Origin of the sequence: Providencia sp. PROV076, assembly GCF_028483405.1 — a bacterium.
Classification (GTDB): Bacteria; Pseudomonadota; Gammaproteobacteria; order Enterobacterales; family Enterobacteriaceae; genus Providencia; species Providencia huaxiensis.
This window is the reverse complement of the sequence record NZ_JAMPRR010000008.1, coordinates 1-24,253: the sequence shown is the minus strand read 5'-3', so window position 1 is coordinate 24,253 and position 24,253 is coordinate 1. Positions and strand designations below refer to the sequence as shown.

24 protein-coding genes are annotated in these 24,253 nt (G+C 39.6%); 14 read left to right on the top strand and 10 right to left on the bottom strand.

Annotated elements, in window-relative coordinates; translation table 11 throughout:
- The 4 genes from PSF67_RS06585 to PSF67_RS22085 all read left to right on the top strand — a co-directional run bounded on the left by PSF67_RS06585 (position 1) and on the right by PSF67_RS22085 (position 5,225).
- Positions 1–996: a serine/threonine protein kinase gene (locus PSF67_RS06585; protein ID WP_102138884.1), complete on the top strand. Its 996-nt coding sequence runs from the start codon at positions 1–3 to the stop codon at positions 994–996.
- Positions 997–1,029: 33 nt separating this feature from the next.
- A complete protein-coding gene (gene dsbA / locus PSF67_RS06580) occupies positions 1,030–1,650 on the top strand; it encodes a thiol:disulfide interchange protein DsbA (RefSeq protein ID WP_102138885.1) in 621 nt (206 codons plus the stop codon).
- A 397-nt stretch (positions 1,651–2,047) separates the two neighbouring features.
- Positions 2,048–4,840, top strand: a complete 2,793-nt coding sequence (gene polA / locus PSF67_RS06575) for a DNA polymerase I (protein ID WP_166265913.1) — start codon at positions 2,048–2,050, stop codon at positions 4,838–4,840.
- Positions 4,841–5,177: 337 nt separating this feature from the next.
- Positions 5,178–5,225, top strand: coding sequence for a hypothetical protein (locus PSF67_RS22085; RefSeq protein ID WP_438361642.1), 48 nt, complete (start codon positions 5,178–5,180; stop codon positions 5,223–5,225).
- A 113-nt stretch (positions 5,226–5,338) separates the two neighbouring features.
- Here PSF67_RS22085 and yihA read toward each other — a convergent pair whose 3' ends face one another.
- A complete protein-coding gene (yihA, locus tag PSF67_RS06570; protein ID WP_102138887.1) occupies positions 5,339–5,950 on the bottom strand; it encodes a ribosome biogenesis GTP-binding protein YihA/YsxC in 612 nt (203 codons plus the stop codon).
- Between the two features lie 322 nt (positions 5,951–6,272).
- On the opposite strand from yihA, the gene ppiA reads away from it, so the two are divergent.
- From ppiA to PSF67_RS06555, 3 genes are all read left to right on the top strand, one after another.
- Positions 6,273–6,845 carry a peptidylprolyl isomerase A gene (ppiA, locus tag PSF67_RS06565; RefSeq protein WP_102138888.1) on the top strand — a complete coding sequence of 191 codons (573 nt, stop codon included), beginning with the start codon at positions 6,273–6,275 and terminating at the stop codon, positions 6,843–6,845.
- Positions 6,846–7,293: 448 nt separating this feature from the next.
- Positions 7,294–7,869: an aminodeoxychorismate synthase component II gene (locus PSF67_RS06560; RefSeq protein WP_102138889.1), complete on the top strand. Its 576-nt coding sequence runs from the start codon at positions 7,294–7,296 to the stop codon at positions 7,867–7,869.
- A gap of 129 nt (positions 7,870–7,998) precedes the next feature.
- Positions 7,999–9,213, top strand: coding sequence for an aspartate aminotransferase family protein (locus PSF67_RS06555; RefSeq protein ID WP_272530534.1), 1,215 nt, complete (start codon positions 7,999–8,001; stop codon positions 9,211–9,213).
- A 49-nt stretch (positions 9,214–9,262) separates the two neighbouring features.
- Here PSF67_RS06555 and PSF67_RS06550 read toward each other — a convergent pair whose 3' ends face one another.
- Complete coding sequence (locus tag PSF67_RS06550; protein ID WP_272676664.1) at positions 9,263–10,642, bottom strand: hypothetical protein; 1,380 nt, start codon at positions 10,640–10,642, stop codon at positions 9,263–9,265.
- A 192-nt stretch (positions 10,643–10,834) separates the two neighbouring features.
- Positions 10,835–11,467, bottom strand: a complete 633-nt coding sequence (crp, locus tag PSF67_RS06545) for a cAMP-activated global transcriptional regulator CRP (protein ID WP_006813718.1) — start codon at positions 11,465–11,467, stop codon at positions 10,835–10,837.
- Positions 11,468–11,822: 355 nt separating this feature from the next.
- Here crp and PSF67_RS06540 point away from each other — a divergent pair, with 355 nt between their 5' ends.
- On the top strand, positions 11,823–12,224 hold the full coding sequence (locus PSF67_RS06540) for an OsmC family protein (RefSeq protein ID WP_102138892.1): 402 nt from the start codon (positions 11,823–11,825) through the stop codon (positions 12,222–12,224).
- A gap of 90 nt (positions 12,225–12,314) precedes the next feature.
- Here the strand turns inward: PSF67_RS06540 and PSF67_RS06535 are convergent, their stop codons facing one another.
- The 3 genes from PSF67_RS06535 to PSF67_RS06525 form a co-directional block, all read right to left on the bottom strand.
- Positions 12,315–13,184: a phosphoribulokinase gene (locus PSF67_RS06535; protein WP_004265947.1), complete on the bottom strand. Its 870-nt coding sequence runs from the start codon at positions 13,182–13,184 to the stop codon at positions 12,315–12,317.
- 178 nt (positions 13,185–13,362) lie between these two features.
- A complete protein-coding gene (locus PSF67_RS06530; RefSeq protein ID WP_102138893.1) occupies positions 13,363–13,581 on the bottom strand; it encodes a YheU family protein in 219 nt (72 codons plus the stop codon).
- The gene (locus PSF67_RS06525) at positions 13,578–14,561 is read right to left on the bottom strand and encodes a hydrolase (RefSeq protein ID WP_102138894.1); all 984 of its coding nucleotides are present in this window, start codon (positions 14,559–14,561) and stop codon (positions 13,578–13,580) included. The genes PSF67_RS06530 and PSF67_RS06525 overlap by 4 nt, the downstream gene beginning before the upstream one ends.
- Before the next feature lie 101 nt (positions 14,562–14,662).
- Here PSF67_RS06525 and PSF67_RS06520 point away from each other — a divergent pair, with 101 nt between their 5' ends.
- Positions 14,663–15,268 carry a LysE family translocator gene (locus PSF67_RS06520; RefSeq protein WP_195698081.1) on the top strand — a complete coding sequence of 202 codons (606 nt, stop codon included), beginning with the start codon at positions 14,663–14,665 and terminating at the stop codon, positions 15,266–15,268.
- Between the two features lie 44 nt (positions 15,269–15,312).
- Here the strand turns inward: PSF67_RS06520 and PSF67_RS06515 are convergent, their stop codons facing one another.
- The 4 genes from PSF67_RS06515 to murQ form a co-directional block, all read right to left on the bottom strand.
- Entirely contained in the window at positions 15,313–15,612 is a 300-nt protein-coding gene (locus PSF67_RS06515; RefSeq protein ID WP_102138896.1) for a helix-turn-helix domain-containing protein, read from the bottom strand.
- A complete protein-coding gene (locus PSF67_RS06510) occupies positions 15,596–15,952 on the bottom strand; it encodes a type II toxin-antitoxin system RelE/ParE family toxin (protein ID WP_272676709.1) in 357 nt (118 codons plus the stop codon). The genes PSF67_RS06515 and PSF67_RS06510 overlap by 17 nt, the downstream gene beginning before the upstream one ends.
- Positions 15,953–16,066: 114 nt before the next feature.
- Positions 16,067–17,530 carry a PTS N-acetylmuramic acid transporter subunit IIBC gene (murP, locus tag PSF67_RS06505; RefSeq protein ID WP_102138897.1) on the bottom strand — a complete coding sequence of 488 codons (1,464 nt, stop codon included), beginning with the start codon at positions 17,528–17,530 and terminating at the stop codon, positions 16,067–16,069.
- Positions 17,531–17,556: 26 nt separating this feature from the next.
- Positions 17,557–18,468 carry an N-acetylmuramic acid 6-phosphate etherase gene (gene murQ / locus PSF67_RS06500; protein WP_206276975.1) on the bottom strand — a complete coding sequence of 304 codons (912 nt, stop codon included), beginning with the start codon at positions 18,466–18,468 and terminating at the stop codon, positions 17,557–17,559.
- Positions 18,469–18,723: 255 nt separating this feature from the next.
- On the opposite strand from murQ, the gene PSF67_RS06495 reads away from it, so the two are divergent.
- From PSF67_RS06495 to PSF67_RS06475, 5 genes are all read left to right on the top strand, one after another.
- A complete protein-coding gene (locus tag PSF67_RS06495; protein ID WP_102138899.1) occupies positions 18,724–19,584 on the top strand; it encodes a MurR/RpiR family transcriptional regulator in 861 nt (286 codons plus the stop codon).
- A gap of 104 nt (positions 19,585–19,688) precedes the next feature.
- Positions 19,689–21,962 (top strand): arginine decarboxylase, encoded by a 2,274-nt coding sequence (adiA, locus tag PSF67_RS06490; protein WP_272676663.1) that lies wholly within the window; start codon positions 19,689–19,691, stop codon positions 21,960–21,962.
- 945 nt (positions 21,963–22,907) lie between these two features.
- Positions 22,908–23,417: a cell envelope biogenesis protein OmpA gene (locus tag PSF67_RS06485; RefSeq protein ID WP_166265886.1), complete on the top strand. Its 510-nt coding sequence runs from the start codon at positions 22,908–22,910 to the stop codon at positions 23,415–23,417.
- 63 nt (positions 23,418–23,480) lie between these two features.
- The gene (locus PSF67_RS06480) at positions 23,481–23,624 is read left to right on the top strand and encodes a hypothetical protein (RefSeq protein WP_272676662.1); all 144 of its coding nucleotides are present in this window, start codon (positions 23,481–23,483) and stop codon (positions 23,622–23,624) included.
- Between the two features lie 299 nt (positions 23,625–23,923).
- Positions 23,924–24,253, top strand: a 330-nt coding sequence (locus PSF67_RS06475) for an Ig-like domain-containing protein (RefSeq protein ID WP_272676661.1), incomplete at its 3' end; no start/stop codon positions are given.

Genomic DNA, 24,253 nt, shown 5'->3' with positions numbered 1-24,253 from the left:
ATGGATGAAATAGAACATTCGAATTTCCATTTTAGTGGAATTTCCCCTGACTTAATTTTAGATGCCTTAATGGAAGTTGGGGTTTACCCCGAATCAGGGCTACTTGAATTAAATAGCTACGAAAATCGTGTTTATCAGTTCCAAGACGAAAATCGGCAACGTTATGTGGTTAAATTTTACCGTCCTGAACGTTGGAACCGCTCACAAATTCAAGAAGAGCACGATTTTACTTTAGAACTGCGAGACGAAGGGTTATCTGTAGCCGCACCTCTTGAGTTTGCAGGGCAAACGGTATTGGAATTTGGTGGGTTTATATTTGCAATTTTTCCGAGTATTGGTGGCCGGCAATATGAAACCGACAATTTGTTTCAATTAGAAAGTGTAGGCCACTTACTAGGGCGTATACACCAGATTGGTCAGCGTAAAAACTTTGCATTTCGTCCGACAATAGGTCTCGATGAATATTTGGCGCAACCCCGCCAAGTGATGGCATCAAGCCCTTTGATTGCAGAACGGTATAAAGCCCAATTTATGGCGTCTTTAGATGCATTGATTGCACAAGTAAAATTACAATGGCCTGATTCACATTCATCTATTCGCCTACAAGGTGATTGCCATCCAGGCAATATTCTATGGCGTGATGAAGCTTGGATGGTGGATTTTGATGATGCCCGAAACGGGCCTGCAATCCAAGACCTCTGGATGCTGCTTAATGGTTCTCGTCAAGATCAAGTCATTCAATTGGATACGTTATTAGAAACGTATAATGAGTTTTGTGATTTTGATGTAAAACAGCTGAAGCTTATTGAACCTCTTAGAGCAATGCGCATGGTACATTACCTCGGGTGGGTTATCCGCCGTTGGCAAGACCCTGCGTTCCCTCGAGCATTTTCATGGCTACAAGCTGATGATTTTTGGCAAAAACAATCGCTCGAATTTAATCAACAAATTGAACGGTTGCAAGACGCCCCTTTGCAGTTAACCCCTCAGTTTTAACTTTTAAGTTTTTGTTTTTGGAGAATGTAGTCTATGAAAAAAATTATGTTGGCTTTGCTTGGTATTGCCATGTCTTTTAGTGCTGCAGCGGCAAACTACACGGAAGGTAAAGAGTATACTGATGTTAAAGCTGTACCAAATTTACCTCAAGTTCTGGAGTTCTTCTCATTTTATTGCCCACACTGTTATCAATTTGAGAGTGTGTATAAAGTGCCTCAAACAGTAGAGAAAAACTTGCCAGAAGGCGTGAAGATGGAACGCTATCACGTTGACTTTCTTGGTCCTTTAGGCGCTGATTTAACTCAAGCTTGGGCCGTTGCGATTGTCCTGAAAGCAGAAGACAAAGTCACACCTATCCTGTTTGAAGGTATCCAAAAAACGCAAACTATTAACAGTAAAGCCGATATCCGTAATGCCTTTATCAAAGCAGGTATTTCTGGTGAAGAGTATGATGCAGCGTTAAATAGCTTCGTTGTGAAATCTATCGTTGCGAAACAGCAAAATGCAGCGCAAGACTTAAAACTGCGTGGTGTTCCTGCACTATTTGTTGATGGTAAATACCAAATTCGCAATAACGGTATCTCAGTTGATAACGCAGCTGACTACGGTAAAGAGTTCTCTAATGTTGTGAACTTCTTAGTAAATAAAAAATAATCGTAAATAGACGGTGGTATACTCACCATCGTCTCTTTTTCCTATTAATATCCACAATTCAAAGACTTTCTCTCACCTGTATTAAACCCATTCAATTTTGTGCTAACCCTTTGATTTTACTTTTCTGTTTATATTGTTAATAGTCATATTACTTATTGAATTTACTAAGTAACACAAATTTACACACAAGCTTATCCACAGGATGTTAGTCAGATACTTAGTTAATCGGCGTGATTAATTTTAATTAACTGTAATCAATGGGGTACTTATAACAGTGGATGATTTGGTGTGTTTTTAATTATCTAACTAAGCAGAATATAAAACTTGGGATGTATCTGAGGCCACATTATGGCATCCTATTAGTATTCGTTCCTGACTAAAAAGATGATGACAGATTATGGCTCAGATTGCAGAAAACCCCCTTATTTTGGTTGATGGTTCTTCTTACCTATACCGTGCTTATCATGCATTCCCTCCACTGACCAATAGTGCTGGTGAGCCTACTGGGGCAATGTATGGCGTGCTTAATATGCTACGCAGTTTAGTTATGCAGTATAAACCTAGCCATGTAGCGGTTGTCTTTGATGCGAAGGGAAAAACATTTCGTGATGAATTGTTTGAAAGCTATAAGTCTCATCGCCCACCCATGCCTGATGATTTACGCGCTCAAATCGCCCCATTACATGAGATGGTTGAAGCGATGGGGTTGCCTTTACTTGTAGTTTCAGGCGTAGAGGCTGATGACGTTATCGGGACATTAGCCTGTGAAGCAAGCCGAAAAGGTATGCCTGTGTTAATCAGTACGGGCGATAAAGATATGGCGCAATTAGTTGAGCCTAATATTACGCTAATCAATACCATGAATAACACTATTCTAGGGCCTGATGAAGTTAAAGAAAAATACGGAGTTCCCCCTGAACTTATCATCGACTTTTTAGCATTAATGGGAGATTCATCAGACAACATTCCAGGCGTGCCTGGTGTTGGTGAAAAAACAGCACTCGCCTTGCTCCAAGGCATTGGTAGCTTAGAAGCAATTTATCGTGATCTTGACGCGATTGCCCCATTAGGCTTTAGAGGTTCTAAAACGTTAGCCCCTAAAATGGCGGAAAACCGTGAATTGGCTTTTTTATCCTATCAACTCGCGACGATCAAAACCGATGTGGAACTTGATAAAGCTTGTGAAGAGCTGCAAGTTGCTCAGCCTGATGTGGATAAACTGCATCAATTATTCAGCCGTTATGAATTTAAACGTTGGTTAACTGATGTTGAGAATGGGACTTGGATGGAGGGGAAAGGCGCAAGTACAAAAGCAAGCCCAACACCAGCAGCGTCACCGGTGAAGTCATCGAGCCCAGCAGTCCCAACATTGAGTGCTGAAAATTACCAAACGATTTTGGAAAAAGCCGATTTAGAGCAGTGGGTTGAAAAGTTGAGCAAAGCACCATTATTTGCTTTTGATACTGAGACGGACAGCTTAGATACTCAGGAAGCCCGTTTAGTGGGGATGTCATTTGCAATTGAGCCAGGGCATGCCGCTTATTTGCCATTAGGTCACGACTATTTGGATGCGCCAGTACAACTTCCTCTGGAAGAAGTTTTGGAAGTTATGAAGCCTTTACTTGAGAGTGAAAAAATCCTCAAAATTGGCCAAAATTTGAAATATGACGCAGAAGTTCTTGAAAATTATGGCATTGAATTAAAAGGCATTGGTTATGACACAATGCTGGAGTCATATGTGTTAAACAGTGTTGCGGGGATGGGACGCCATGATATGGACAGCTTGGCCGACCGCCATCTGAACCATAAAACCGTGAGCTTTGAAGAAATCGCGGGTAAGGGCAAAAAACAGCTGACATTTAACCAAATTGCTTTAGAGCAAGCCGCTAATTATGCGGCGGAAGATGCAGATGTCACGTTATTACTGCATCAAGCGTTATATCCACAACTAGAGGCTGAACCTAAGCTTAATCACATTTTCCAAAATATTGAAATGCCACTTGTGCCTGTATTAGTCCGAATGGAGCGTAAAGGCGTTTTAATTGACGCAAACGTGCTTGCTGCGCAGTCGAAAGTGATTACTGCCCGTTTAGCTGAATTGGAAAAAGAGGCTTTTGAACTTGCAGGGGAAGAGTTTAACCTCGCTTCACCAAAGCAATTGCAAACGATTTTATTCGAAAAATTACAACTGCCAGTGATAAAGAAAACGCCAAGTGGGGCTGCGTCGACTAATGAAGAAGTGCTTGAAGAATTGGCGCTGAACCATGCATTGCCAAAATTGTTACTCGAGCACCGTAGTTTAGCCAAATTAAAATCCACGTATACGGATAAACTCCCTCTAATGATTAGCCCGCGGACTCAGCGTGTTCATACTTCTTATCACCAAGCTGTCACAGCAACAGGGCGTTTGTCTTCTCGGGATCCTAACCTACAAAACATCCCAGTGAGAACTGAAGAAGGGCGTCGTATCCGCCAAGCCTTTATTGCGCGTGAAGGCTACAAAGTGATGGCAGCGGACTATTCACAAATTGAATTACGTATTATGGCGCATTTATCCCAAGATAAGGGCCTATTAACCGCGTTTGCTGAAGGGAAAGATATCCATAAGGCGACGGCCGCTGAAGTCTTTGGTGTGCCACTGGAACAAGTTACTAGCGATCAACGTCGAAGTGCCAAGGCGATTAACTTTGGACTTATCTATGGCATGAGCGCATTTGGTTTAGCACGCCAATTGGGGATCCCTCGTGGTGAAGCTCAGCGCTATATGGATCTCTACTTTGAACGCTACCCAGGTGTATTGCGTTATATGGAAAACACACGCTTACAGGCTTCCGAACAAGGCTATGTTGAAACACTTGAAGGCCGTCGCTTATATTTAGCGGATATTAAGTCAAGTAATGGGATGCGTCGTAAGGCAGCAGAACGCGAAGCAATCAACGCACCAATGCAAGGAACCGCAGCGGACATCATTAAAAAAGCCATGATTGCCGTTGATAATTGGTTGCAAACGGAAAAACCACATGCAGACATGCTAATGCAAGTTCACGATGAATTAGTCTTTGAGGTCAAAGAGTCAGAATTAGAGCGTGTCCAAGCTCAAGTTCAGTCATTAATGGAACAAAGTATGAAACTCGATGTACCATTAAAAGTGGATGTAGGAATTGGTGATAACTGGGATGAAGCTCATTAATTTTTAACCATATTGAATATACAAACCTCCAAGACGTCATTGGAGGTTTTTTTATGTTCAGCAAAGGCATAACAGATAATTATGCATTTGAAATTATTTACTAGAAATTTAATCTAACTCTGCAATAAATCAATTATTTTTGTGATGACAGTCAAGAAAATGATTAACATTTTTATGCGACATACATCTCATAAATATGTAATTAAAATCCGTTTTTTAGCTCATTCTATTCATATTTCCGTGCTGAATCGTAGAAAGCTTTGAAAAAAAATTACAAAAAGGCTTTTTTTCGAGCGAAAAATAAAGTACATTAATAGGCGTAGGGTACAGAGGTAAGATGTTCTATCTTTCAGACCTTTTACTTCACGTAATCGGATTTAGCTGAATATTAGCTGCTCCAGTCAAAGTTTTTTGACTGGAGCATTTTTTTATCTAAAATTCAGAGAATTAGAAGATATAAGGCTGTAATGAGCCATTTCTGGCTCACAATAAGAGAAATCAAGCAGGTGTGTTATACCAGCTATCTAGCTTAATGCGGAGTTTATCAACACCAATCTTTTTCAGCGCTGAAAAGTATTCCACTTCAATATCCCCTTCAAGTGGAGCAAGTGCTTGGCGAACTTCCGTTAACTGTTTCTTTCTTGCACCAGAGGCAAGTTTGTCTGCTTTAGTGAGCAAAACTAAAACGGGTACATTCATTGCAACAGACCATTCAATCATTTGCATATCGAGGTCTTTTAATGGATGGCGAATATCCATTAATACAACAAGCCCCTTAATACATTCTCTCTTTTGGAGATATTCCCCGAGTGCTTGTTGCCATTTACGTTTCATTTCTTCAGGAACTTCGGCATAACCATATCCCGGAAGGTCAACAAGGCGAACGCCTTCCTCAACTTCAAATAGGTTGATTAGCTGAGTTCTTCCTGGTGTTTTACTGGTACGTGCTAAGCTTTTTTGCTGTGTTAATGCATTCAATGCACTGGATTTCCCCGCATTAGAGCGGCCAGCAAAAGCCACCTCAATTCCGGTATCTTTAGGTAGATGACGGATATCGGGTGCACTGATGACAAATTTTGCCATCTGGTAGTTATGATTTTTAATTGCCATTTGTCGTTCTCCCTGAGTTAGCCTCAAAAGGCTCGGGGATTATAGCTTTGCTTAGCGCTTCACGACAACTCGAAATATCCTCTCAGCCACTTTTCCTTTTGAGGACGGTCTTATTTTTATGTGTTGTGTGCGATGAAATGGCAATAATAGAGAAATAGCCATTATTCATGACGTCTTTTACTGAAATTGGTCTAGAATTTAGCGTATTTAGTGTGTTTCTATTTTTTGGCGTAAATATAGGTAAATCTTCAGCATTCTTGTTGGCTTCACTCTAGAATTGCTAGATTGCAGTTGTAATGAGCTATAACGAAAGGGATCTTACATGTTAAAACGAATTTTTGTGCCACTTTTGGCCGTCTGCGCAATGAGCGCATCTTCTCTTGCATTATCTGCGGGTGAGACTTATATCAAATTAGTCACGTCAGCGGGTGATATCGAATTAGAACTGAATAGCAAAAAAGCCCCTGTTACGACAGAAAACTTCGTTCAGTATGTTAATGAAGGTTATTACAACGGAACCACTTTCCACCGTGTTATTCCTGGGTTTATGATCCAAGGCGGTGCGTTTGATAAAGATTTACAACAAAAACAAACCCGTGCACCGATTAAAAACGAAGCGGATAACGGTTTACGTAACTTGCGCGGTACTATCTCAATGGCGCGTACAGCGAATAAAGACAGTGCGACGAGCCAATTTTTCATCAATGTTGCAGATAATGCTTTCTTAGATCACGGCCAACGTGATTTTGGTTACGCTGTATTTGGTAAAGTGGTGAAAGGGATGGATGTTGCAGATAAAATCTCTAAAGTAAAAACGGAAAACGTGGGGCCATATCAGAATGTCCCGGTTGACCCTATTACAATCATTTCTGCTGAAGTGATTAAAAAGCCATAGTGATCAAAATGGTAGCGATCAAAAACGGTAGTGATTAAAAACTATCGTGTCGAATACAGTGGGTAGGTTGCTTTAACGTGCCCACTTTTATAAAAAACAACGTTTTCACCCCCCCTTTGAGTTTCCCTTCATTGACTGCCTTAACTAAAATGTGTCAGCTTCTACTCATTTTTAATAACCTTTTATTTCGTTGTATTTAAAGTAAATCTTAATCAAAATACGGGTTTGTTATAGGGATGTAAATATAATTCCATGATTTTTATATGGAAACTTATCTCCGATAAAAAACAATCATTGACTTAAATAGGCTATTTTCCTGCTTTGGCTGTGCTATGATAGCCGCCCTTATTATTTTTATGGTGTTTTAATCATCGTTCTGATTGCCAACACGATAAAAATATGCATAAGAATTAATACATAATGATAAAAATCAGTCGGATAGGCTAATATGCTTCTACTTATTGATAATTACGATTCATTTACTTACAACTTATACCAATACTTTTGTGAGTTAGGGACTGAAGTTGTTGTAAAACGTAATGATGAAATTACCATCGAAGAAATTGAACAGCTTTCGCCTACACATCTTGTGATTTCACCTGGGCCATGTACACCGGATGAGGCTGGCATCTCCCTTGAGGCGATCAAATACTTTGCAGGTAAACTACCTATTTTAGGCATTTGCTTAGGGCATCAAGCGATTGGGCAAGCTTTTGGTGCATCAGTCGTTAAAGCACGAGAAGTTATGCACGGTAAAACCTCTGCTATCCACCATAACCATCAAGGTGTATTCAAGGGCTTGAACCGCCCCTTGACAGTGACACGCTACCATTCTCTGGTGATTGCGGCAGAGACGCTTCCTGTTTCTTTTGATGTATCAGCGTGGTCACTGAATAATGGTGATGTTGATGAAATCATGGGAATACGGCACAAAACCTTGCCTATAGAGGGCGTTCAGTTCCATCCTGAAAGCATTCTGAGTGAACAAGGTCATGAATTACTCAATAATTTTCTGAAATATTAATTTAGAAATATCGTTCAGAATAAATTAATTATGCATATTATGCCCATTGCTATTGCTCTTTTTTGATTTTTTATTCATATTTAATGCTTATGTTTTCATTTTCGCATTAAATAAGAGCAGGTGAGGGGTATGTCAGAGCAACCAGTAGTAAATCGGCAGACTTTTGATCAAGTTATGTTGCCTATTTTTTCGCCGGCGGAATTTATTCCAGTTAAAGGCGAAGGGAGCCGCGTTTGGGATCAGCAAGGTAAAGAATATATTGATTTTGCTGGTGGGATCGCTGTTCTTGCTTTGGGGCATTGCCACCCTAGTTTGGTGTCGGCTGTGCGTGAACAAAGCGAAAAGCTATGGCATGTCAGTAATATTTTCACCAACGAGCAGGCGCTGAAGTTAGCACAAAAGCTCACGAATGCGACATTTGCTGACCGTGCATTTTTTGTGAATTCCGGCTCAGAAGCTAACGAAGCCGCGTTTAAATTAGCGCGTCGCTACGCTATCACCAAATATAACCCATATAAAACTAAGATTATTGCTTTTAAACAAGCTTTTCATGGGCGCACATTATTTACCGTTTCGGTTGGTGGGCAAGCGAAATATGCAGATGGCTTTGGGCCAAAACCCGCGGATATTATTCATGTGCCTTTTAATGACCTTGATGCAGTCAAAGCGGTGATTGATGAAAATACCTGTGCAGTGGTGTTAGAGCCCGTACAAGGGGAAGGTGGTGTAACCGCAGCAACATCAGAATTTCTGCAAGGAGTTCGTAAGCTGTGTGACGACAATAACGCATTGTTGATTTTTGATGAAGTACAAAGCGGTATGGGGCGTACAGGCAAACTATTTTCTTATATGCATTTCAACGTTGTGCCTGATATTTTAACCACGGCAAAAGCATTGGGTGGCGGTTTTCCTATCAGTGCAATGATCACCACTGAAGAAGTGGCAAAAACCATGGAAGTGGGGGCGCACGGTACGACTTATGGTGGCAATCCATTAGCTTGTGCGGTGGGGAATGCGGCATTTGATATTATTAATACTGAAGAAGTGTTAAGTGGTGTCGAAAAGCGTCGTGAATTATTTGTTGCTCATTTAAATAAACTTAACGATAAATACCACATCTTTTCTGAGATCAGAGGAATGGGGTTATTAATCGGCGCGGAGTTAGATGGCAAATTATTAAAACGTTCGAAAGATATTTTGCAAGCCAGTGCTGTAGAAGGCTTAATGATGTTAAATGCAGGCACTAACGTATTGCGTTTTACGCCCTCACTGATTATTTCTGAGGAAGAAATTAATAGTGGGATGGCGAAATTAGATGCGGCGATCGGGAAATTGCTGAGTTAACCATGAGATAAGATTGCAGAAAATATTTTCTGCAATCTATTTTTTAATGTTATTTAATTTTTTTTATTGAATTTAATTTTGAAATAGTATTTTTTTGAAACTGTATTTCTTTCTGCATCTTGCTACTAAGTTGCTTTAATTCATTAGACGTTTTTTCTATTCCTTTTTCTATTTTACTCAATTTCATTGGGGTCATTGAGGTTGCTTTATGAATTTGGGAAGTTTTATCAATAGGCAGACGTTGTCTTAGTCTAGATAATTGCGTTTGTCTAATTACTAAGGAGCTAGCATTAGTTGCTTTTAGGTATTCAGGTAAATTAACGATTGCTTTCTCTCCTTTGTGGAGTCGATTGGTAGAATCACTATGTCCATAGGTAATTTTGTCGGCCTTTCTAATTTTTCCTGGTTTTGGAATTTGATAAAGTGGTTTTTTTAAGCTTGTATTTAGTAAATAGCTGTCCATTATTTCAGTAGGTATTTCTGTTTTATTCGTCGTTGATGGTCTATTAGTTTTAATTAACTGAGGAATATGGCTTTTTTTTGATTTAATTGGATGCTCTATTTTTTTAACCTGTGAAAAATCGTACGTTTTGATTCGTTTAGGTATTAGGCTTTTTTGCTTTTCTTTATAATTACTTATATCATCAGAATGATAGCCAGATGAGCTAGAAGATAAACTTTCATTGCTTTTTCTATGTTCTTTTTTTGAAAGATAAAGCACACCATTAAATGGATCTTCTTTATTAGTAACTACATTAGGTATTCTAATTTCATCATTAATATAAAGTAAGGCATCATCTATGTCTGAATTTATTTTTTTAAATAGATTGTTTTCTTTAACGTCATTTATCTTTTTGCAATGAGTGATGAGTTTATTTATTTTATTTTCTCTGTTGGTGATTTGTTCGTTATGTTTTATATTTTCTCTGTTGGTGATTTGTTCGTTATGTTTTATATTTTCTCTACGGTTGAGTAATTTTTTTATTTGCGCATATCCACTTGATTTAATTATATATTCTTTATCTGTTTGAGTTGAAAAATCTGTTTTTTTTATTGTGTCTTTTGGGGGGGCTTTCTTCAAGCAAGTTGAGTTATTGGCGTAATAATTAAAAAATTTCTTAGTTCCGGTGTTTCTAACATCGTCAAGTTTTATGATCAATAATCTAATCTGGGTTACCTGTTTTTCTAAAATATTGGTAAATTCATTATTTTGCATTTCTATTGAATCAATTTTTAATGCATTATCCAGCATGGAACTTAGATATTCATTTTCTTTTAAGCTGAAAAAAATATTCTTACTAAATGATACTTTATTTATTTCAGTTTTTAAGGATTCTATTTCATTTTGAAATGATTCGATATTATCATGTAATATTTTGTTCTCTATTTTGAGCACGGCCTTACTCGTTGTCTTAATATTTTCTAGCATAATAAATGTTCCTAAATAATAGTATGGTTAGAAACTATATTAGGGTAGTGTCAGGTATGAAAATATAAAGAAACGACACTCATTAAAAAATGATATATAAAAAATCGTATTTTTGCGAAATAGCGTTATACCCATGATATAACGCTATTAGAAGGTGTGCGCCCCACCAAGGGAGTGAGGCTGAAAGGTTAATTAACGAGTGCCGTAAACAACAATGGTTTTACCATGTGCAGAGATCAGGTTTTGGTCTTCTAACATTTTTAAAATACGACCAACTGTTTCACGGGAACAACCTACGATTTGGCCTATTTCCTGACGAGTGATTTTGATTTGCATACCGTCTGGATGTGTCATTGCATCGGGTTGTTTGGCTAAATTTAATAGCGTTTGAGCAATACGGCCAGTAACGTCCAAGAATGCAAGGTTACCGACTTTCTCAGATGTTGTTTGTAGGCGGCTAGCCATTTGCGCAGAAAGGCGCATTAAAATATCAGGGTTTACCTGAATCAATTGACGGAATTTTTTATATGAAATTTCAGCAACTTCGCAGGCGACTTTTGCTCTAACCCACGCAGTGCGTTCTTGCCCTTCTTCAAATAACCCAAGCTCACCAATGAAATCCCCTTGATTCAGGTAAGAGAGGATCATTTCTTTGCCTTCTTCATCTTTAATTAAAACAGCCACCGAACCTTTAACGATATAGTAAAGGGTTTCTGCTTTCTCACCCTGATGGATAAGAGTGCTCTTGGATGGATATTTATGAATATGGCAGTGTGACAAAAACCATTCAAGAGTAGGGTCTGTTTGTGGCTTGCCGAGAACCATTAGCGTTATCCTCTGTATGTTATTGCAGCCATTCGGAAAAACGTCTAGAAAGGCTGGCTTTAAAGTCACTAGCTTAGCATATTAATTTGCCTTATATACCTTTAAATAATCAAGAGGCTGATTACTTCAGCGCTTTTGATTGCTTTTGGTAACGCAAATTGATATCAACACTATAATATGATCAATTAAACCGTTGAGTTTTGATCTTAATCCTATCAACTAAGTATTGTTTGTAGCATATCCAATACAGAAAGTCTTCCCTGTATCGCTTCAGCCAAATAAAGTTGATATAACATTCATTGTATCTATGGAACAATGTAGCCTTTAAATCGATTTCATTTCAAGGGGAAATACAATGGAAGCAAGAGTAAAGTGGGTTGAAGGACTTTCTTTTTTAGGGGAGTCAGCGTCTGGGCACCAAGTGATGATGGATGGCAATGCGGGCGATAAAGCGCCAAGTCCAATGGAAATGGTGCTAATGGCGGCCGGCGGCTGTAGCGCGATTGATGTCGTTTCGATTTTACAAAAGGGCCGTTACGATGTTACTGATTGTGAAGTTAAATTAACCTCACAGCGCCGTGAAGAAGCCCCGCGTTATTTTGTGAAAATCCATTTGCATTTTATTGTAACTGGGAATGAATTAACGGAAAAAGCGGTCGAACGTGCTGTTCAACTTTCTGCTGAAAAATATTGCTCAGTGGCATTGATGTTAGAGAAAACCGTTGAAGTCACACACAGCTTTGAAATAAAAAACTAAAAATAAATTTAATTTTTACTAATATATTTGAATTGAAAGATGCTTATCTTAATTAATGATAAGCATCTTGTTTATTAATCAAAAAATAATTTAATTGTTGTTCTTTTGATTAATTAATTTTTCGACTATTGGTGCCATAATTAATTCCATTGCTAACCCCAATTTCCCTCCTGGAACGACAATTGTATTCATTGCGGAAATAAATGAGCCAGATATCATTGATAGCAAATAGGGGAAATCAATTTGTTCTAGCCCACGAAAACGGATCACAATAAAGCTTTCGTCTTGTGACGGAATTGCTTTTGCTGAGAATGGGTTAGATGTGTCTACCGTTGGAACACGTTGGAAATTGATGTGAGTGCGAGAGAATTGTGGCGTGATGTAATTAATATAGTCCCCCATAGAACGCACAACCGAGTCCATGACTGCTTCGCGAGAGTGCCCTCGCTCTGTGGTATCGCGGATCAATTTTTGGATCCATTCTAAGTTGACAATAGGGACAACACCGACAAGCAAATCAACATGTTGTGCAACATTATGTTCTGGAGTAACAACACCCCCATGCAGCCCCTCATAAAATAAAATATCTGTTTTGTCTGGCAGCGGTTCCCAAGGGGTGAATGTCCCAGGTTGTAAGCCATAAGGTACCGCTTCATCATAAGTATGTAGATATTTACGGGACTGCCCACAGCCGGTTTTTGCGTAGTCGACTAAGGTTTGTTCAAGCAAAGCAAAATCATTCGCTTCGGGGCCAAAATAACTGATGTGCCGCCCTTGTTCTCTGGCTTTACGGATAGCCATATCCATTTCAGGACGTGTATAGCGGTGAAAGCTATCCCCTTCCAGTGTTGCCGGTTGGATATTTAATTGGTGAAAAACTTTACGAAATGCTTGGCTAGTTGAGGTTGTGCCAGCACCGCTTGAACCGGTGATGGCTATGATTGGGTGCTTTTTGGACATCGCAGACTCCCTGTGTTGCGCTAATAAGCACTATTTTAATCAACAGTGCATGAAGCGGATTAACGGGTGTTAGGGTTATGAGCCTTATTTGATAGTTTTACAACATGGTTGCGTTAGAAAACACCCAACTTAATTTATGGTAGATGATGACGTCAAAATGAACCACGGAATAAAAATATCATAAAGAAAAACTTCCCTTAGGCATGAAATTAACCGATTCATGCAATTCAGACCAGACTAGCACAATTTCACCAGAAACTAACTGCCGTTTCACATCGTTAACCTTATCTTGCAAGCTTTTTTCATGGGAGCCATAGTCTGTCCCTTCTCGTAAAACATAGCTTTCAATCAGATTTTCCAATGTTTCAGGGGCAAGTTCTTGCCATGGAACAATCACATTATTTCCTTATTTAAATAAGGCATTAACCATTGGGGAATGCGGGTTTCTAACCACATTTGCGGTTTTCTCAAGGTACCGCTCACAAAGCCTACGTGTCCGCCATGTTCCGTCATTTGGTATTCCACATTGTGGGGTAAAAATGATAAATCAGGCACAACTTCAGGTGCCATAAATGGATCATCTTTGGCGTGAATAATTAACGTTGGTTTAGTGATATAAGCTAATTTGGGCAATGCACTGCATTTTTGATAATAATCGGTAGCATCATCAAACCCATGAATACGCGCAGTAATCACATCATCAAACTCACGGATCCGCTTAAGCTGCTTCAATTGCAGTAGGTTTAAAGGGAGTGATCCCGGGTAGCGCACTAATTTACGCGTTGCATTACGTTTTAAGCCATTTAGTAAATAGCGTTGATAGAATTGAGATATCCCTTTTTCCATTCGCAAAGAACAGGCTTCCAACATCAAAGGGGCAGAAACAACAACACCTGCATCGATATCTGCATTTTGCCCACTTTCTGCGAGATAGCACGCTAACATATTGCCCCCAAGAGAATAACCAACAGCTGCGGTTGGTGCATCCCCAAAGGTCTTTTTTAGCCAACGTAGGAAATAGCGGGCGTCATTTGTTTCGCCAGAATGGTAAATTCGCTGCTGGCGATTTGGCTCACCGCTACAACCCCTAAAATGCATAACCACACCCAACCAACCGTTATTTTGGGCAGCTTCTAGCATCCCATGGGCATAAGGGCTCTTAAAATTCCCTTCTAGGCCATGGAATATCACTAAACGTGGCTTGTGCGCCGCTAGCTCAGGTTTTTCGCTCCAAGCGAGATCGATAAAATCGCCATCTGGCAATTCAAGGCGCTGCCATATCGGTTTGATTTTCGGTGTTCTACGGAAAATCCTTGGCAGTAATGTTTGGAGGTGTGGATTTTTAGCCCAACTTATTGGACGAAAGTTTTCTGACATAGCCTTATTTTTATTTAATGGAGACTCTTGTGAGTCACATAACATACTGTTATTTTTTTGTGATGCAAGTAAACAAATTTGAGTTTGAGGCTAAATTATAAATGACATTGGGGCTGGTTTTTTCTCTTTTTACGTTTTTATTCATTGCTGCAGTCACTCCCGGCCCTAACAATATGTTGCTAACGTCAAGTGCAGCAAACTACGGTTTTCGCCATACGATAACATTATGCTTTGGTATTATGTTAGGCATGCAATCCATACTTTATCTTTCTGCATTCGGTATTGCTGCACTTTTACTGCTTTATCCCGCCATTCATATCGCATTAAAAATTGCTGGGAGCTTGTATTTACTTTGGCTCGCATGGAAAACCGCCACCGCTAATTATGCACCACTTAAGACCAATAGCGAAGTCGCGAAAAGCGTGACTTGGTATCAAGGGGGCTTATTGCAATTTTTAAACCCAAAAGCGTGGATGATGGGTTTAGGTGCTGTAGGGGGATTTAGCCTCCCCGGTGAGTTATTTACTCAATCAATTTTAATGATGAGTGTTGCCTTTGTGATCGTGAATTTGCTGGCTGGCCTGATTTGGATGGGGTTTGGTTCTTTAATTAGCTTATTTTTACGCAGCCGCCGTGCTTGGTTTATTTTTAACTGGGTAATGGGCTTATTAACCGCACTGTGTGTGCCGTTAATTTGGTTGGAATGATCAGCTTTACCAAGAAGCGAGTATAATTGAGCTTCTTGGTGAATCTAGATATGAAAGACTCGGCTATTACCTGTCGGTAATTCAATCGTAAGGCTGAGTTTACCTCCAATTGCTTCAACATAGCGTTTTAATGTTGCCAGTTTAAGATCATTGCCTCGTTGTTCAATTTGAGTAATAGCTGGTTGAGAAATACCAAGGCGGCTGGCTAGCATCTTTTGCGAAATATTAAGTTCCTCTCGCATTAACTGAAGCCCCGTTGCAAGTATCATTTCATCCGCTAACTCGTTAATTCTTGCTTGGCTTTCTGGGCAGCGTTCAGCAATTACATCATGTAGGGTCTTCATTTTTTTTCTCCATCAATTTTAGATATGCAGTAAACTCATCATCCGCGATTCGTACCATAGTTTGATAAAAAAGTTTGTCATTACTTTTATCACCATCACATAAAACAATCGCTTGCCGCTGAATATCAAATACAAAAAATGCGCGGAGGGCTTTGCCTGCATGTTGAACCCTGAGCTCTTTCATGTTGCTGTACTTAGAGCCTTTTATTGTATCGGCATAGGGGCGAGGCAATCTTGGGCCAAAAACTTCTAAATTTCTAAGTGCAGCTAAAATTTTTTCTTGAGTGCGCCCATTTTGTTTGTTTAGCCAGGTTTCAAAACGAGGTGTTAATATGACTATCCACACGATGCATCCTTGCATAAGCTATGACGTATACAGAAAGTATAAGCTGTGGCTTATGATGTCAAGAACAAAAAAGCAGCCAACTAGCTGCTTTTTTGTTTGATCGAGTTATTAGTCTAAATCGACATTTTTTGTCCCAAAGAAGTAAGTAAAAATAAAACCGAATAAGTAGGATGTGAATAACCCGCCTACATAAACTAACATTCCTGGGAACACGCCATCAGCAGAGGTCATCATTGGGATAGCGACTAAGCCGGATGGGCCAAAGACGGTATTTAAACCAACCGGTAACCCCATCCAAGCCACTAATCCAACAAAGAAACCTCCCGCAGCACCACCTAAACATGCTGTGACAAACGGCTTCATCCGCGGAAGAGTGACACCGTAGATCAGCGGCTCACCGACACCTAAGAAACCTGGAATGATGGCCCCACGAATTTGGTTACGTAATATCGAATCTTTCGCGGCTTTAACATACAACGCCATTGCGGCACCAACTTGCCCACCACCTGCCATCGCTAGGATAGGGAAAAGTGAGTTAAAGCCTTGAGTTTCAACCAATGCCATATATACCGGAACAAAACCTTGGTGCACGCCAAACATTACTGCAATCAAGAACAGCCCTGCTAGTATTGCCGTTCCGAATGGGTTGCTGCTTAAATGCACAAAAAGCCATGACATGCCAGAGAATAACCAACTGCCAATTGGCATGATGAAGATAAACACCGCAGCACCAACAATTAACAGGGTAATTGTTGAAGTTAAAATCATATCAAGGTTAGCTGGGATGATTTTACGTACCTGTTTTTCGACCCATGCGCCAAAAATACATGCAATCAAGACCCCAATAATGTTACCTCTTGGGTCGATAGCTAACCCGAAGAAGCTATTCATGTCAGAATAGAACCCTTTGGCTATTTCTGGGTTGTATCCAAGAACAAACAGTGAAGCGATGATGGCGCCATTTACTGCGCTACCGCCAAAGGCTTTTTGAGTGTTATAACCAATAAGAATACTTAGAAAGCTAAACAGCCCTTTGCTAAATACTGACATATATAAAATAGTATGTACGAGTAGGGTTTGTTCTTCAGGCTTTGTCGGGAGACCCGCAGGAAAATAGCTCTGTTTTGCCAGTGTTGCAAAACCTAATAATAAGCCAGCAGCAATAAAACCCGGAATTAATGGTGTAAATATCGTGGCAAATTTTGATAAAAATCGGTGAACGGCACTGGTTTGTTTCTTTTTCAGTTGCTGCTTGTTTGCGGATGCAATATCTTTCAGGTCTTGAGGGGAAGATGGCTCCTGATGGTCGTCATCTTCACTTTCTAGCAATTGATTCATTAAATCCGCAGCAGTTTGTGCTTTGCCGGGGCCCACGATGATTTGCAGTTGTTCATCACTTTCAATAACACCAAGGACTCCTGCGATTTGTTTAAGTGCGGCTTTGTCGACCAACTGATCGTCATTGAGCGTCAAGCGTAGGCGTGTCATACAGTTGCCTGCTAACTTAATGTTGCGACGACCACCAACGTGTTGCAGAACTTGCTGCATCATTTCTATTGTTATTTTAGCCATGCTATTTATCTCATAAAATCCGCAGGTTAGGCGGAGGTAGCGATATTGAGTGCTGTGCGAATAAAGCCATTATTATTAGAGAGTAACTGGCGTGCTTCATCGGCATTCAAGCCAGATAACACCATTAAAATGGCGGTTTTACAGTGCCTATCACATTGTTGAAGCGCAGACTCTGCGGTGTTTCTATCGCATTGTGTCGCTTCCATCACAATTTTTGTTTGTCTTTCAATAAGTTTGGCATTTGTTGCTTCGACATCGACCATTAAATTACCAAACACTTTTCCGATACGGATCATTGCCCCTGTGGTTATCATATTTAGTACCAATTTTTGGGCTGTTCCCGCTTTCATACGGGAAGAACCCGTAACGACCTCTGGGCCAACAACGGGTGTGATGGCGATATCAGCACTATTAGCCACAGGGCTATTAGGGTTACAGCTGATAGCCGCGGTGGTGGCACCAATTTGGCGTGCGTAAGCGAGCGCGCCTAACACATAGGGAGTACGCCCACTGGCCGCGATGCCGACGAGTACATCATTTTTATTGAATTGAATATCTTTGAGGTCTTGTTCACCCAGCTCAGGCTTATCCTCTGCATTTTCTACGGCACGGAAGATAGCTTGGTGACCACCGGCAATTAAACCGACAACTTGTTCATGGGGCGTTCCATAAGTTGGTGGGCACTCACTGGCATCAAGGATCCCTAAACGGCCAGAGGTTCCTGCACCCGAGTAAATCAAACGACCCCCTTTTAAAAAGGCTTCTGCAACTTTATCAACCAGTTGGGCAATTTCAGGGAGCACTTTTTCAACCGCTAACGGAACGAGCTTGTCCTCATCATTAATGACCTTCAGCATTTCAGCCGTTGAGAGTTGGTCGATATTGGTACTGGCCTCATTACGGCTTTCAGTTACCATTTTGCTTAAGTCGATAGTCATAAAAATTGCTCCTAAATCAGTTATTGAACTAATATTAAGGAATTATTTATTCCTTTGGTGTGATTAAAATCACGGTGTTACCTATTCTAATTTGCGAATATAAAAGAATATTTTGTTACTTAGTTTAGATTGAATGTCTATTGTTGATTGAATTTAAACAATTATTTTCAAGTCATCGGTCAAATAAAATAGGAATAATTTATTATTAATTTATTCTGTAAAACGAAAAAAGAACGCTAATCTCGAGAGGGTGTCATGACACTATTAGATATCATTACTTGCTCATTACCGCGATTAGCGGAAAACCAACGCAAAATTGCACAATTTATCCTTGAAAATCCCGAAAATGTACTGAATCTGTCATCTCAGCAATTAGCGGAAATTTTAGATGTCAGCCAGTCTGCTATCGTTAAGTTTAGTCAGAAAGTTGGGGTAAAGGGGTATCCCGCTTTGAAACTCGCACTTAGTGAGATTATTGGGCGCCAGCAACTTAAGGAAGGAGCGCCTCATTCTGCTCTACATAATCGTATTGCGCCTGATGACAACTTGATGGTTGTTGCTCAGAAATTGGCAATGGAAAAAAATCATTCAATCACAGAAACAACAAAACTAATTGATTTCAAGCAATTTGAAAGAATTGTTGAACGAATAGACCAATCACAGAGAGTTCAAATTGTCGGTATTGGTGGGTCAGGATTAACAGCGAAAGATTTAAGTTACAAATTACAAAAAATTGGTATTACAACACTCGTGGAGTCAGACCATCATGTGCAAATAGCGGCTGCGCTCACGCTTAATACCCATGATGTACAAATCGTCATTTCTTTTACAGGAAGGCGTAAAGACATGCTAACAGCAGCGAACATTGCACGTAAACAAGGGGCGTGCGTTATCGCGATTACTCGTGATGGTGATTCACCATTGGGGCAAATTGCTGATTATGTTCTTGAAAGTATCGCAGAGGAGGACGAATGGCGTAGTTCGTCAATTTCATCAAGAACTGCACAAAACACACTGACTGATTTGATCTTTATGGCGTTATTGCAACGAAGGGAAGCGAAAGCGAAGTCATTGGTTATGAATGCAAGAGTAGTGATTAATAAATTAGATGAATGATTGATGGCTTAGATCCTCATCGATAACTTTGCAATCAAGCTTTATTTGCGTTAAGACTAATATCATAAGTATTTTGATTTTAAAACGTTAAAAGGGAGTTATTGATGAGAGCACTCATAGTTTATACGGAATTAACCGATGACGACTCCGTTATTAGCCATGCCGTAGCAAGACTCGCCAGTGAACTTAAAGATGAGCACGTAGAAACCGTGATCATTCGTAATTTTGAAGATGGGATGGCATACATTCGGTCAAATACCAGTATTGACTGTTTGTTATATGGTCGTGATATGTCAGACACGCAGGAACAAACGCAAGCACATCAGTTAATTACCCAACTTCACCGCAGGCAAGAAGATGTCCCTGTCTTTTTATTAAGTGATCGTGAAGAAGCCTTGACGGCATTTGACCGTAAGATGATGGAACAAGTCGATGAATTTGCGTGGATTTTAGAAGATTCCGCAGATTTTATTGCAGGCCGTGTCCTTGCCGCGATTATCCGTTACCGTGCTAATTTATTACCCCCGTTGATGAAAAGCTTGATTAAATACAGTGATGTACATGAATATTCATGGGCAGCACCGGGGCATCAAGGTGGTGTTGGGTTCACCAAAACCCCCGCAGGTCGCATCTATCATGATTTCTTTGGGGAGAACTTATTTCGTACGGATATTGGTATAGAGCGGGTTGCTGTGGGTTCACTGTTAGACCACACTGGCGCATTTGGTGAATGTGAAAGGAATGCCGCACGCATTTTTGGGGCTGACCAATCTTATTCCGTGGTCGTGGGAACATCAGGTTCGAACCGAACGATCATGCAAGCTTGCATGACGGATGACGATGTTGTTGTGATTGACCGCAACTGCCACAAATCTATTGAGCAAGGTTTGATTTTAACTGGAGCAAAACCGGTTTATATGACACCAAGCCGCAATCGTTATGGCATCATTGGCCCGATTTACCCTCAAGAAATGACACCGGAAGCGATTGCTGAGAAAATCGCTGAAAATCCATTAACTTCGGATAAAATAGGCAAACGACCTGCATATAGCGTCGTAACCAACTGTACTTACGATGGCGTATGTTATCACGCACGTAAAGTACAGGATTTGCTGGATAAATCATTAGATAGAATCCATTTCGACGAGGCATGGTACGGCTACGCACGTTTTAACCCTATCTACCATGACCACTTTGCGATGCGTGATGATCCTAGAAAAGACGATGAACCCACTGTTTTTGCGACTCACTCTACGCACAAATTATTGAATGCGCTTTCGCAAGCTTCATTTATCCACGTTCGAAATGGCCGTAATTCGATTGATTTCAATCGTTTTAACCAAGCCTATCATATGCATGCGACCACTTCGCCGCTATATGCAATTTGTGCCTCAAATGATATTGCCGCAGACATGATGGACGGTAACAGTGGGCGCTCACTTACTGATGAAGTGATCCGTGAAGCCATAGACTTCCGTCAATCACTGGGCTATCTATACAAAGAATTTATTAATGACGATGAATGGTTCTTCAAACCATGGAATCAAGAAATGGTAAAAGACCCAGCAACAGGCAAGCGCTATGCTTTTGAAGACGCCCCTGTTGAGCTGTTGATGAAAGAACAAAGCTGTTGGGTGATGAACCCCGAAGATAAATGGCATGGTTTTAAAGATATCCCTGAAAATTGGGCAATGCTGGACCCGATTAAAGTGAGTATCTTGTCACCGGGAATGGGAGATGACGGTAAATTACTGGGTAGCGGCGTCCCCGCTGCGTTAGTCACGGCATGGTTAAATCACTATGGTATTGTGCCGACCCGTACGACTGATTTCCAAATTATGTTCTTGTTTTCGATGGGAATTACAAAAGGGAAATGGGGAACGCTGGTCAATGCGCTGCTGTCGTTTAAGCGCCATTATGACAACAATACGGCACTGAAAAAGGTATTACCTGAAGTCGTTGAAGCGGCTCCTGAGATCTATAGTGAGATGGGGCTCCGTGATCTAGGCAATAAAATGTTTGTGTATCTGCAAAAAAATAACCCTGGAGGGCAGTTAAATCAGGCTTATGAGCAACTTCCTGCCGTGATGATGAGCCCACGCGATGCTTATCAAGAAATTGTCGCTAACCGCGTTGAGGCGGTTCCTTTAGATAAACTTGCCGGACGTATTGCGGCTAACTCGATTATTCCTTATCCACCGGGTATCCCTATGTTGTTATCGGGTGAAAGCTTTGGCGATAAAAACAGCCCGCATATCGGCTACTTGCATAGTCTTCAAGCATGGGACAGCGAGTTTCCGGGTTTTGAGCATGAAACCGAAGGTACTGAAATTATTGATGGCCAGTATTATGTGATGTGTGTACGGGAAATTAACTAATCTTTTTTAGTAAAACATTAAGAAAGAGAAATAATCATAGGATAAGTATATTTAACTATTAAGCTGTCAGGGATTATTAAGTCATTAGAAATATTTAATGACTTAATAATTAAATATCTTTAAAAGTTATTCTAATATTATGTTTTACGTGAAAGAGGGGATTAACCCAATTATTTATATGGGTATTATGTGATAGTTCTATTCATCTAAATAAGAATACTTTGATAACGTTCAACTAGGAATAATCATGCTAAAAAAGAGAATAATAATTCCTGAATAAAGTCTAGATTTCCTAATTTATAATTGTTTCGATAAAGAACGTATTTAATTTTCATATGTGAATATTCACATCATGCTTTAATAACCCTATATATAATAGGAATATTACGCTATGAAAATATCTGTTTTTCTGCTTGCTCATGGCTAAATTATACGCAAATTAAACAAATAAAAAACAAATTGGCAACATATTAAAGAGAGGATTGAAAATATTTAAAACACTTACAAAGGTGATATTTTCAAATTAATATATTTATTTTAATTGTTTTTTAATCTTTTGCTCTTTACTCCTTAAGAGTTATAAAAAAATATTTTAAACTTTAAACAATTTTTTTGTGTTATAAAACAGCAGGTTAAAGTCAATCGAAAAAATAACGGCCAATATTGATATCTATTCATTCGATTGATATAGCTATTGGTTATTTATTTGACGTATATCAATTGCAAACTATATAATGCCAAAAGTTTCAACATGTAACTAAATATTTTACCTTGCGAGGGGAAATTATAAGGTTAGAACAATAGAGTACAAATCATATATTTTTGCTATTGGGTTCTAATTAAATCCAATTTCTAGATGTCACCAATTCAATATTAATTTCCTTATTTAAATAAGGGAATAGCTTCCGTTTTAAATAAAAATTGACTGTATCAAAAAGGGTTGTTATGAGAAAAGTATATGGGGTTGCAATAATACTGTGTGTAATTGCACTCTCTGGCTGCATGAAGAATAATGGACTACATGGTTATAATAAAGAGTCATGGAACAATAAGAACACTCTTAAAGAATATAATGTGGTCAATGATAATAAAGCATTGGTTTTATTTTATCGCCTAGACAATCAAGTCAAAGGGAAAACAATTAATATATTTGTGAATAATGAATATTTAACTTCGCTAGAAAGTAATTCCGTTAAGGGCATTGAGTTGTGTGCTGGAAGAAACAATTTAACAGCTCATAAGACAGACGTAAAAGAACGCTATAATACTAAATTAAATTCTTCCGATTTTTTCCAATTAGACGCTGGAAAAAAGCATCTATTTTTGATTGTTGAAGTTGATGGGAAAACTAAACTAAGAGCGATGGATGAGAAGGAACTGAATGATATTAAAGGAAATATAAGTGTTCAGTCTCATACCTTATCGCGTGTTGACATGCTCAAAGATTGTCAATAACTGAAAATACTCCAATAAATTTAAAACAATGAATAATTGTCTTCAATGAGGCAATGGATAACTATGTCTATAAAAAAAATATCAATTAAGATTAATAATAGCGAAAAAACAATTGAGCAACATTCTATTATTGCCGGGCAACAGGGTATAGGCCAACAAAATCAGCCATTACATATTAATGCAAAAAAAATGTTAATTATCTCTTAATTGATGAAGAAACTAATTTTGCACCAGAAAATATCGCAGTCAAACGAGTTGATAAAAATTTATTTATTGCTTTTGAAGGTAGTGATATCGAGCAACCAGATATTATTATCGAAAATTATTTTGCAGATAATGGTGAAATTGGCTATCACGAGGGAAGTTCTAATCTAATTATTGGTCAACATGAAAATGGCCAGTATTTCCCATACATTCCAGAAAGTGCCGAAAAAAGTGATGCAATTAGTCAATTAGCGGATGGTCAAGCGACAGGGCAAGCCATTGGCGGTGATGCATTAGCACCAGTGTGGGCATTTAACCCATGGTGGTTAGCTGCGCTTATTCCTATTGCTGGTGTTATTGCTTCAAGTTCAGGTGGCGGAAGTAGTAGCTCTAAACCAGTAGAGTATGCCCCCGAAGCAAAAGATGACCGTGGTGTGACCAAAGACGGCGTGCCAGTGACAATGGATGTGTTGAAAAATGACACTGACTTGGATGGCGATATCGACCCAAGCACCGTCACCATTGTGACTAACGGTACCAAAGGCACGGCAACATTCGACGCTGATGGCAAACTGGTTTACACCCCAAATCGCGGGGAAGTGGGGACTGACACCATCACCTACACCGTCAAA

What these genes read in the sequence shown, in the direction of transcription:
- PSF67_RS06585 (WP_102138884.1), top strand. Translation starts at nt 1, where the DNA reads ATGGATGAAATAGAACATTCGAATTTCCATTTTAGTGGAATTTCCCCT.
- dsbA (WP_102138885.1), top strand. Translation starts at nt 1,030, where the DNA reads ATGAAAAAAATTATGTTGGCTTTGCTTGGTATTGCCATGTCTTTTAGT.
- polA (WP_166265913.1), top strand. Translation starts at nt 2,048, where the DNA reads ATGGCTCAGATTGCAGAAAACCCCCTTATTTTGGTTGATGGTTCTTCT.
- yihA (WP_102138887.1), bottom strand. Translation starts at nt 5,950, where the DNA reads ATGGCAATTAAAAATCATAACTACCAGATGGCAAAATTTGTCATCAGT.
- ppiA (WP_102138888.1), top strand. Translation starts at nt 6,273, where the DNA reads ATGTTAAAACGAATTTTTGTGCCACTTTTGGCCGTCTGCGCAATGAGC.
- PSF67_RS06560 (WP_102138889.1), top strand. Translation starts at nt 7,294, where the DNA reads ATGCTTCTACTTATTGATAATTACGATTCATTTACTTACAACTTATAC.
- PSF67_RS06555 (WP_272530534.1), top strand. Translation starts at nt 7,999, where the DNA reads ATGTCAGAGCAACCAGTAGTAAATCGGCAGACTTTTGATCAAGTTATG.
- PSF67_RS06550 (WP_272676664.1), bottom strand. Translation starts at nt 10,642, where the DNA reads ATGCTAGAAAATATTAAGACAACGAGTAAGGCCGTGCTCAAAATAGAG.
- crp (WP_006813718.1), bottom strand. Translation starts at nt 11,467, where the DNA reads ATGGTTCTCGGCAAGCCACAAACAGACCCTACTCTTGAATGGTTTTTG.
- PSF67_RS06540 (WP_102138892.1), top strand. Translation starts at nt 11,823, where the DNA reads ATGGAAGCAAGAGTAAAGTGGGTTGAAGGACTTTCTTTTTTAGGGGAG.
- PSF67_RS06535 (WP_004265947.1), bottom strand. Translation starts at nt 13,184, where the DNA reads ATGTCCAAAAAGCACCCAATCATAGCCATCACCGGTTCAAGCGGTGCT.
- PSF67_RS06525 (WP_102138894.1), bottom strand. Translation starts at nt 14,561, where the DNA reads ATGTCAGAAAACTTTCGTCCAATAAGTTGGGCTAAAAATCCACACCTC.
- PSF67_RS06520 (WP_195698081.1), top strand. Translation starts at nt 14,663, where the DNA reads ATGACATTGGGGCTGGTTTTTTCTCTTTTTACGTTTTTATTCATTGCT.
- PSF67_RS06515 (WP_102138896.1), bottom strand. Translation starts at nt 15,612, where the DNA reads ATGAAGACCCTACATGATGTAATTGCTGAACGCTGCCCAGAAAGCCAA.
- murP (WP_102138897.1), bottom strand. Translation starts at nt 17,530, where the DNA reads ATGGCTAAAATAACAATAGAAATGATGCAGCAAGTTCTGCAACACGTT.
- murQ (WP_206276975.1), bottom strand. Translation starts at nt 18,468, where the DNA reads ATGACTATCGACTTAAGCAAAATGGTAACTGAAAGCCGTAATGAGGCC.
- PSF67_RS06495 (WP_102138899.1), top strand. Translation starts at nt 18,724, where the DNA reads ATGACACTATTAGATATCATTACTTGCTCATTACCGCGATTAGCGGAA.
- adiA (WP_272676663.1), top strand. Translation starts at nt 19,689, where the DNA reads ATGAGAGCACTCATAGTTTATACGGAATTAACCGATGACGACTCCGTT.
- PSF67_RS06485 (WP_166265886.1), top strand. Translation starts at nt 22,908, where the DNA reads ATGAGAAAAGTATATGGGGTTGCAATAATACTGTGTGTAATTGCACTC.
- PSF67_RS06480 (WP_272676662.1), top strand. Translation starts at nt 23,481, where the DNA reads ATGTCTATAAAAAAAATATCAATTAAGATTAATAATAGCGAAAAAACA.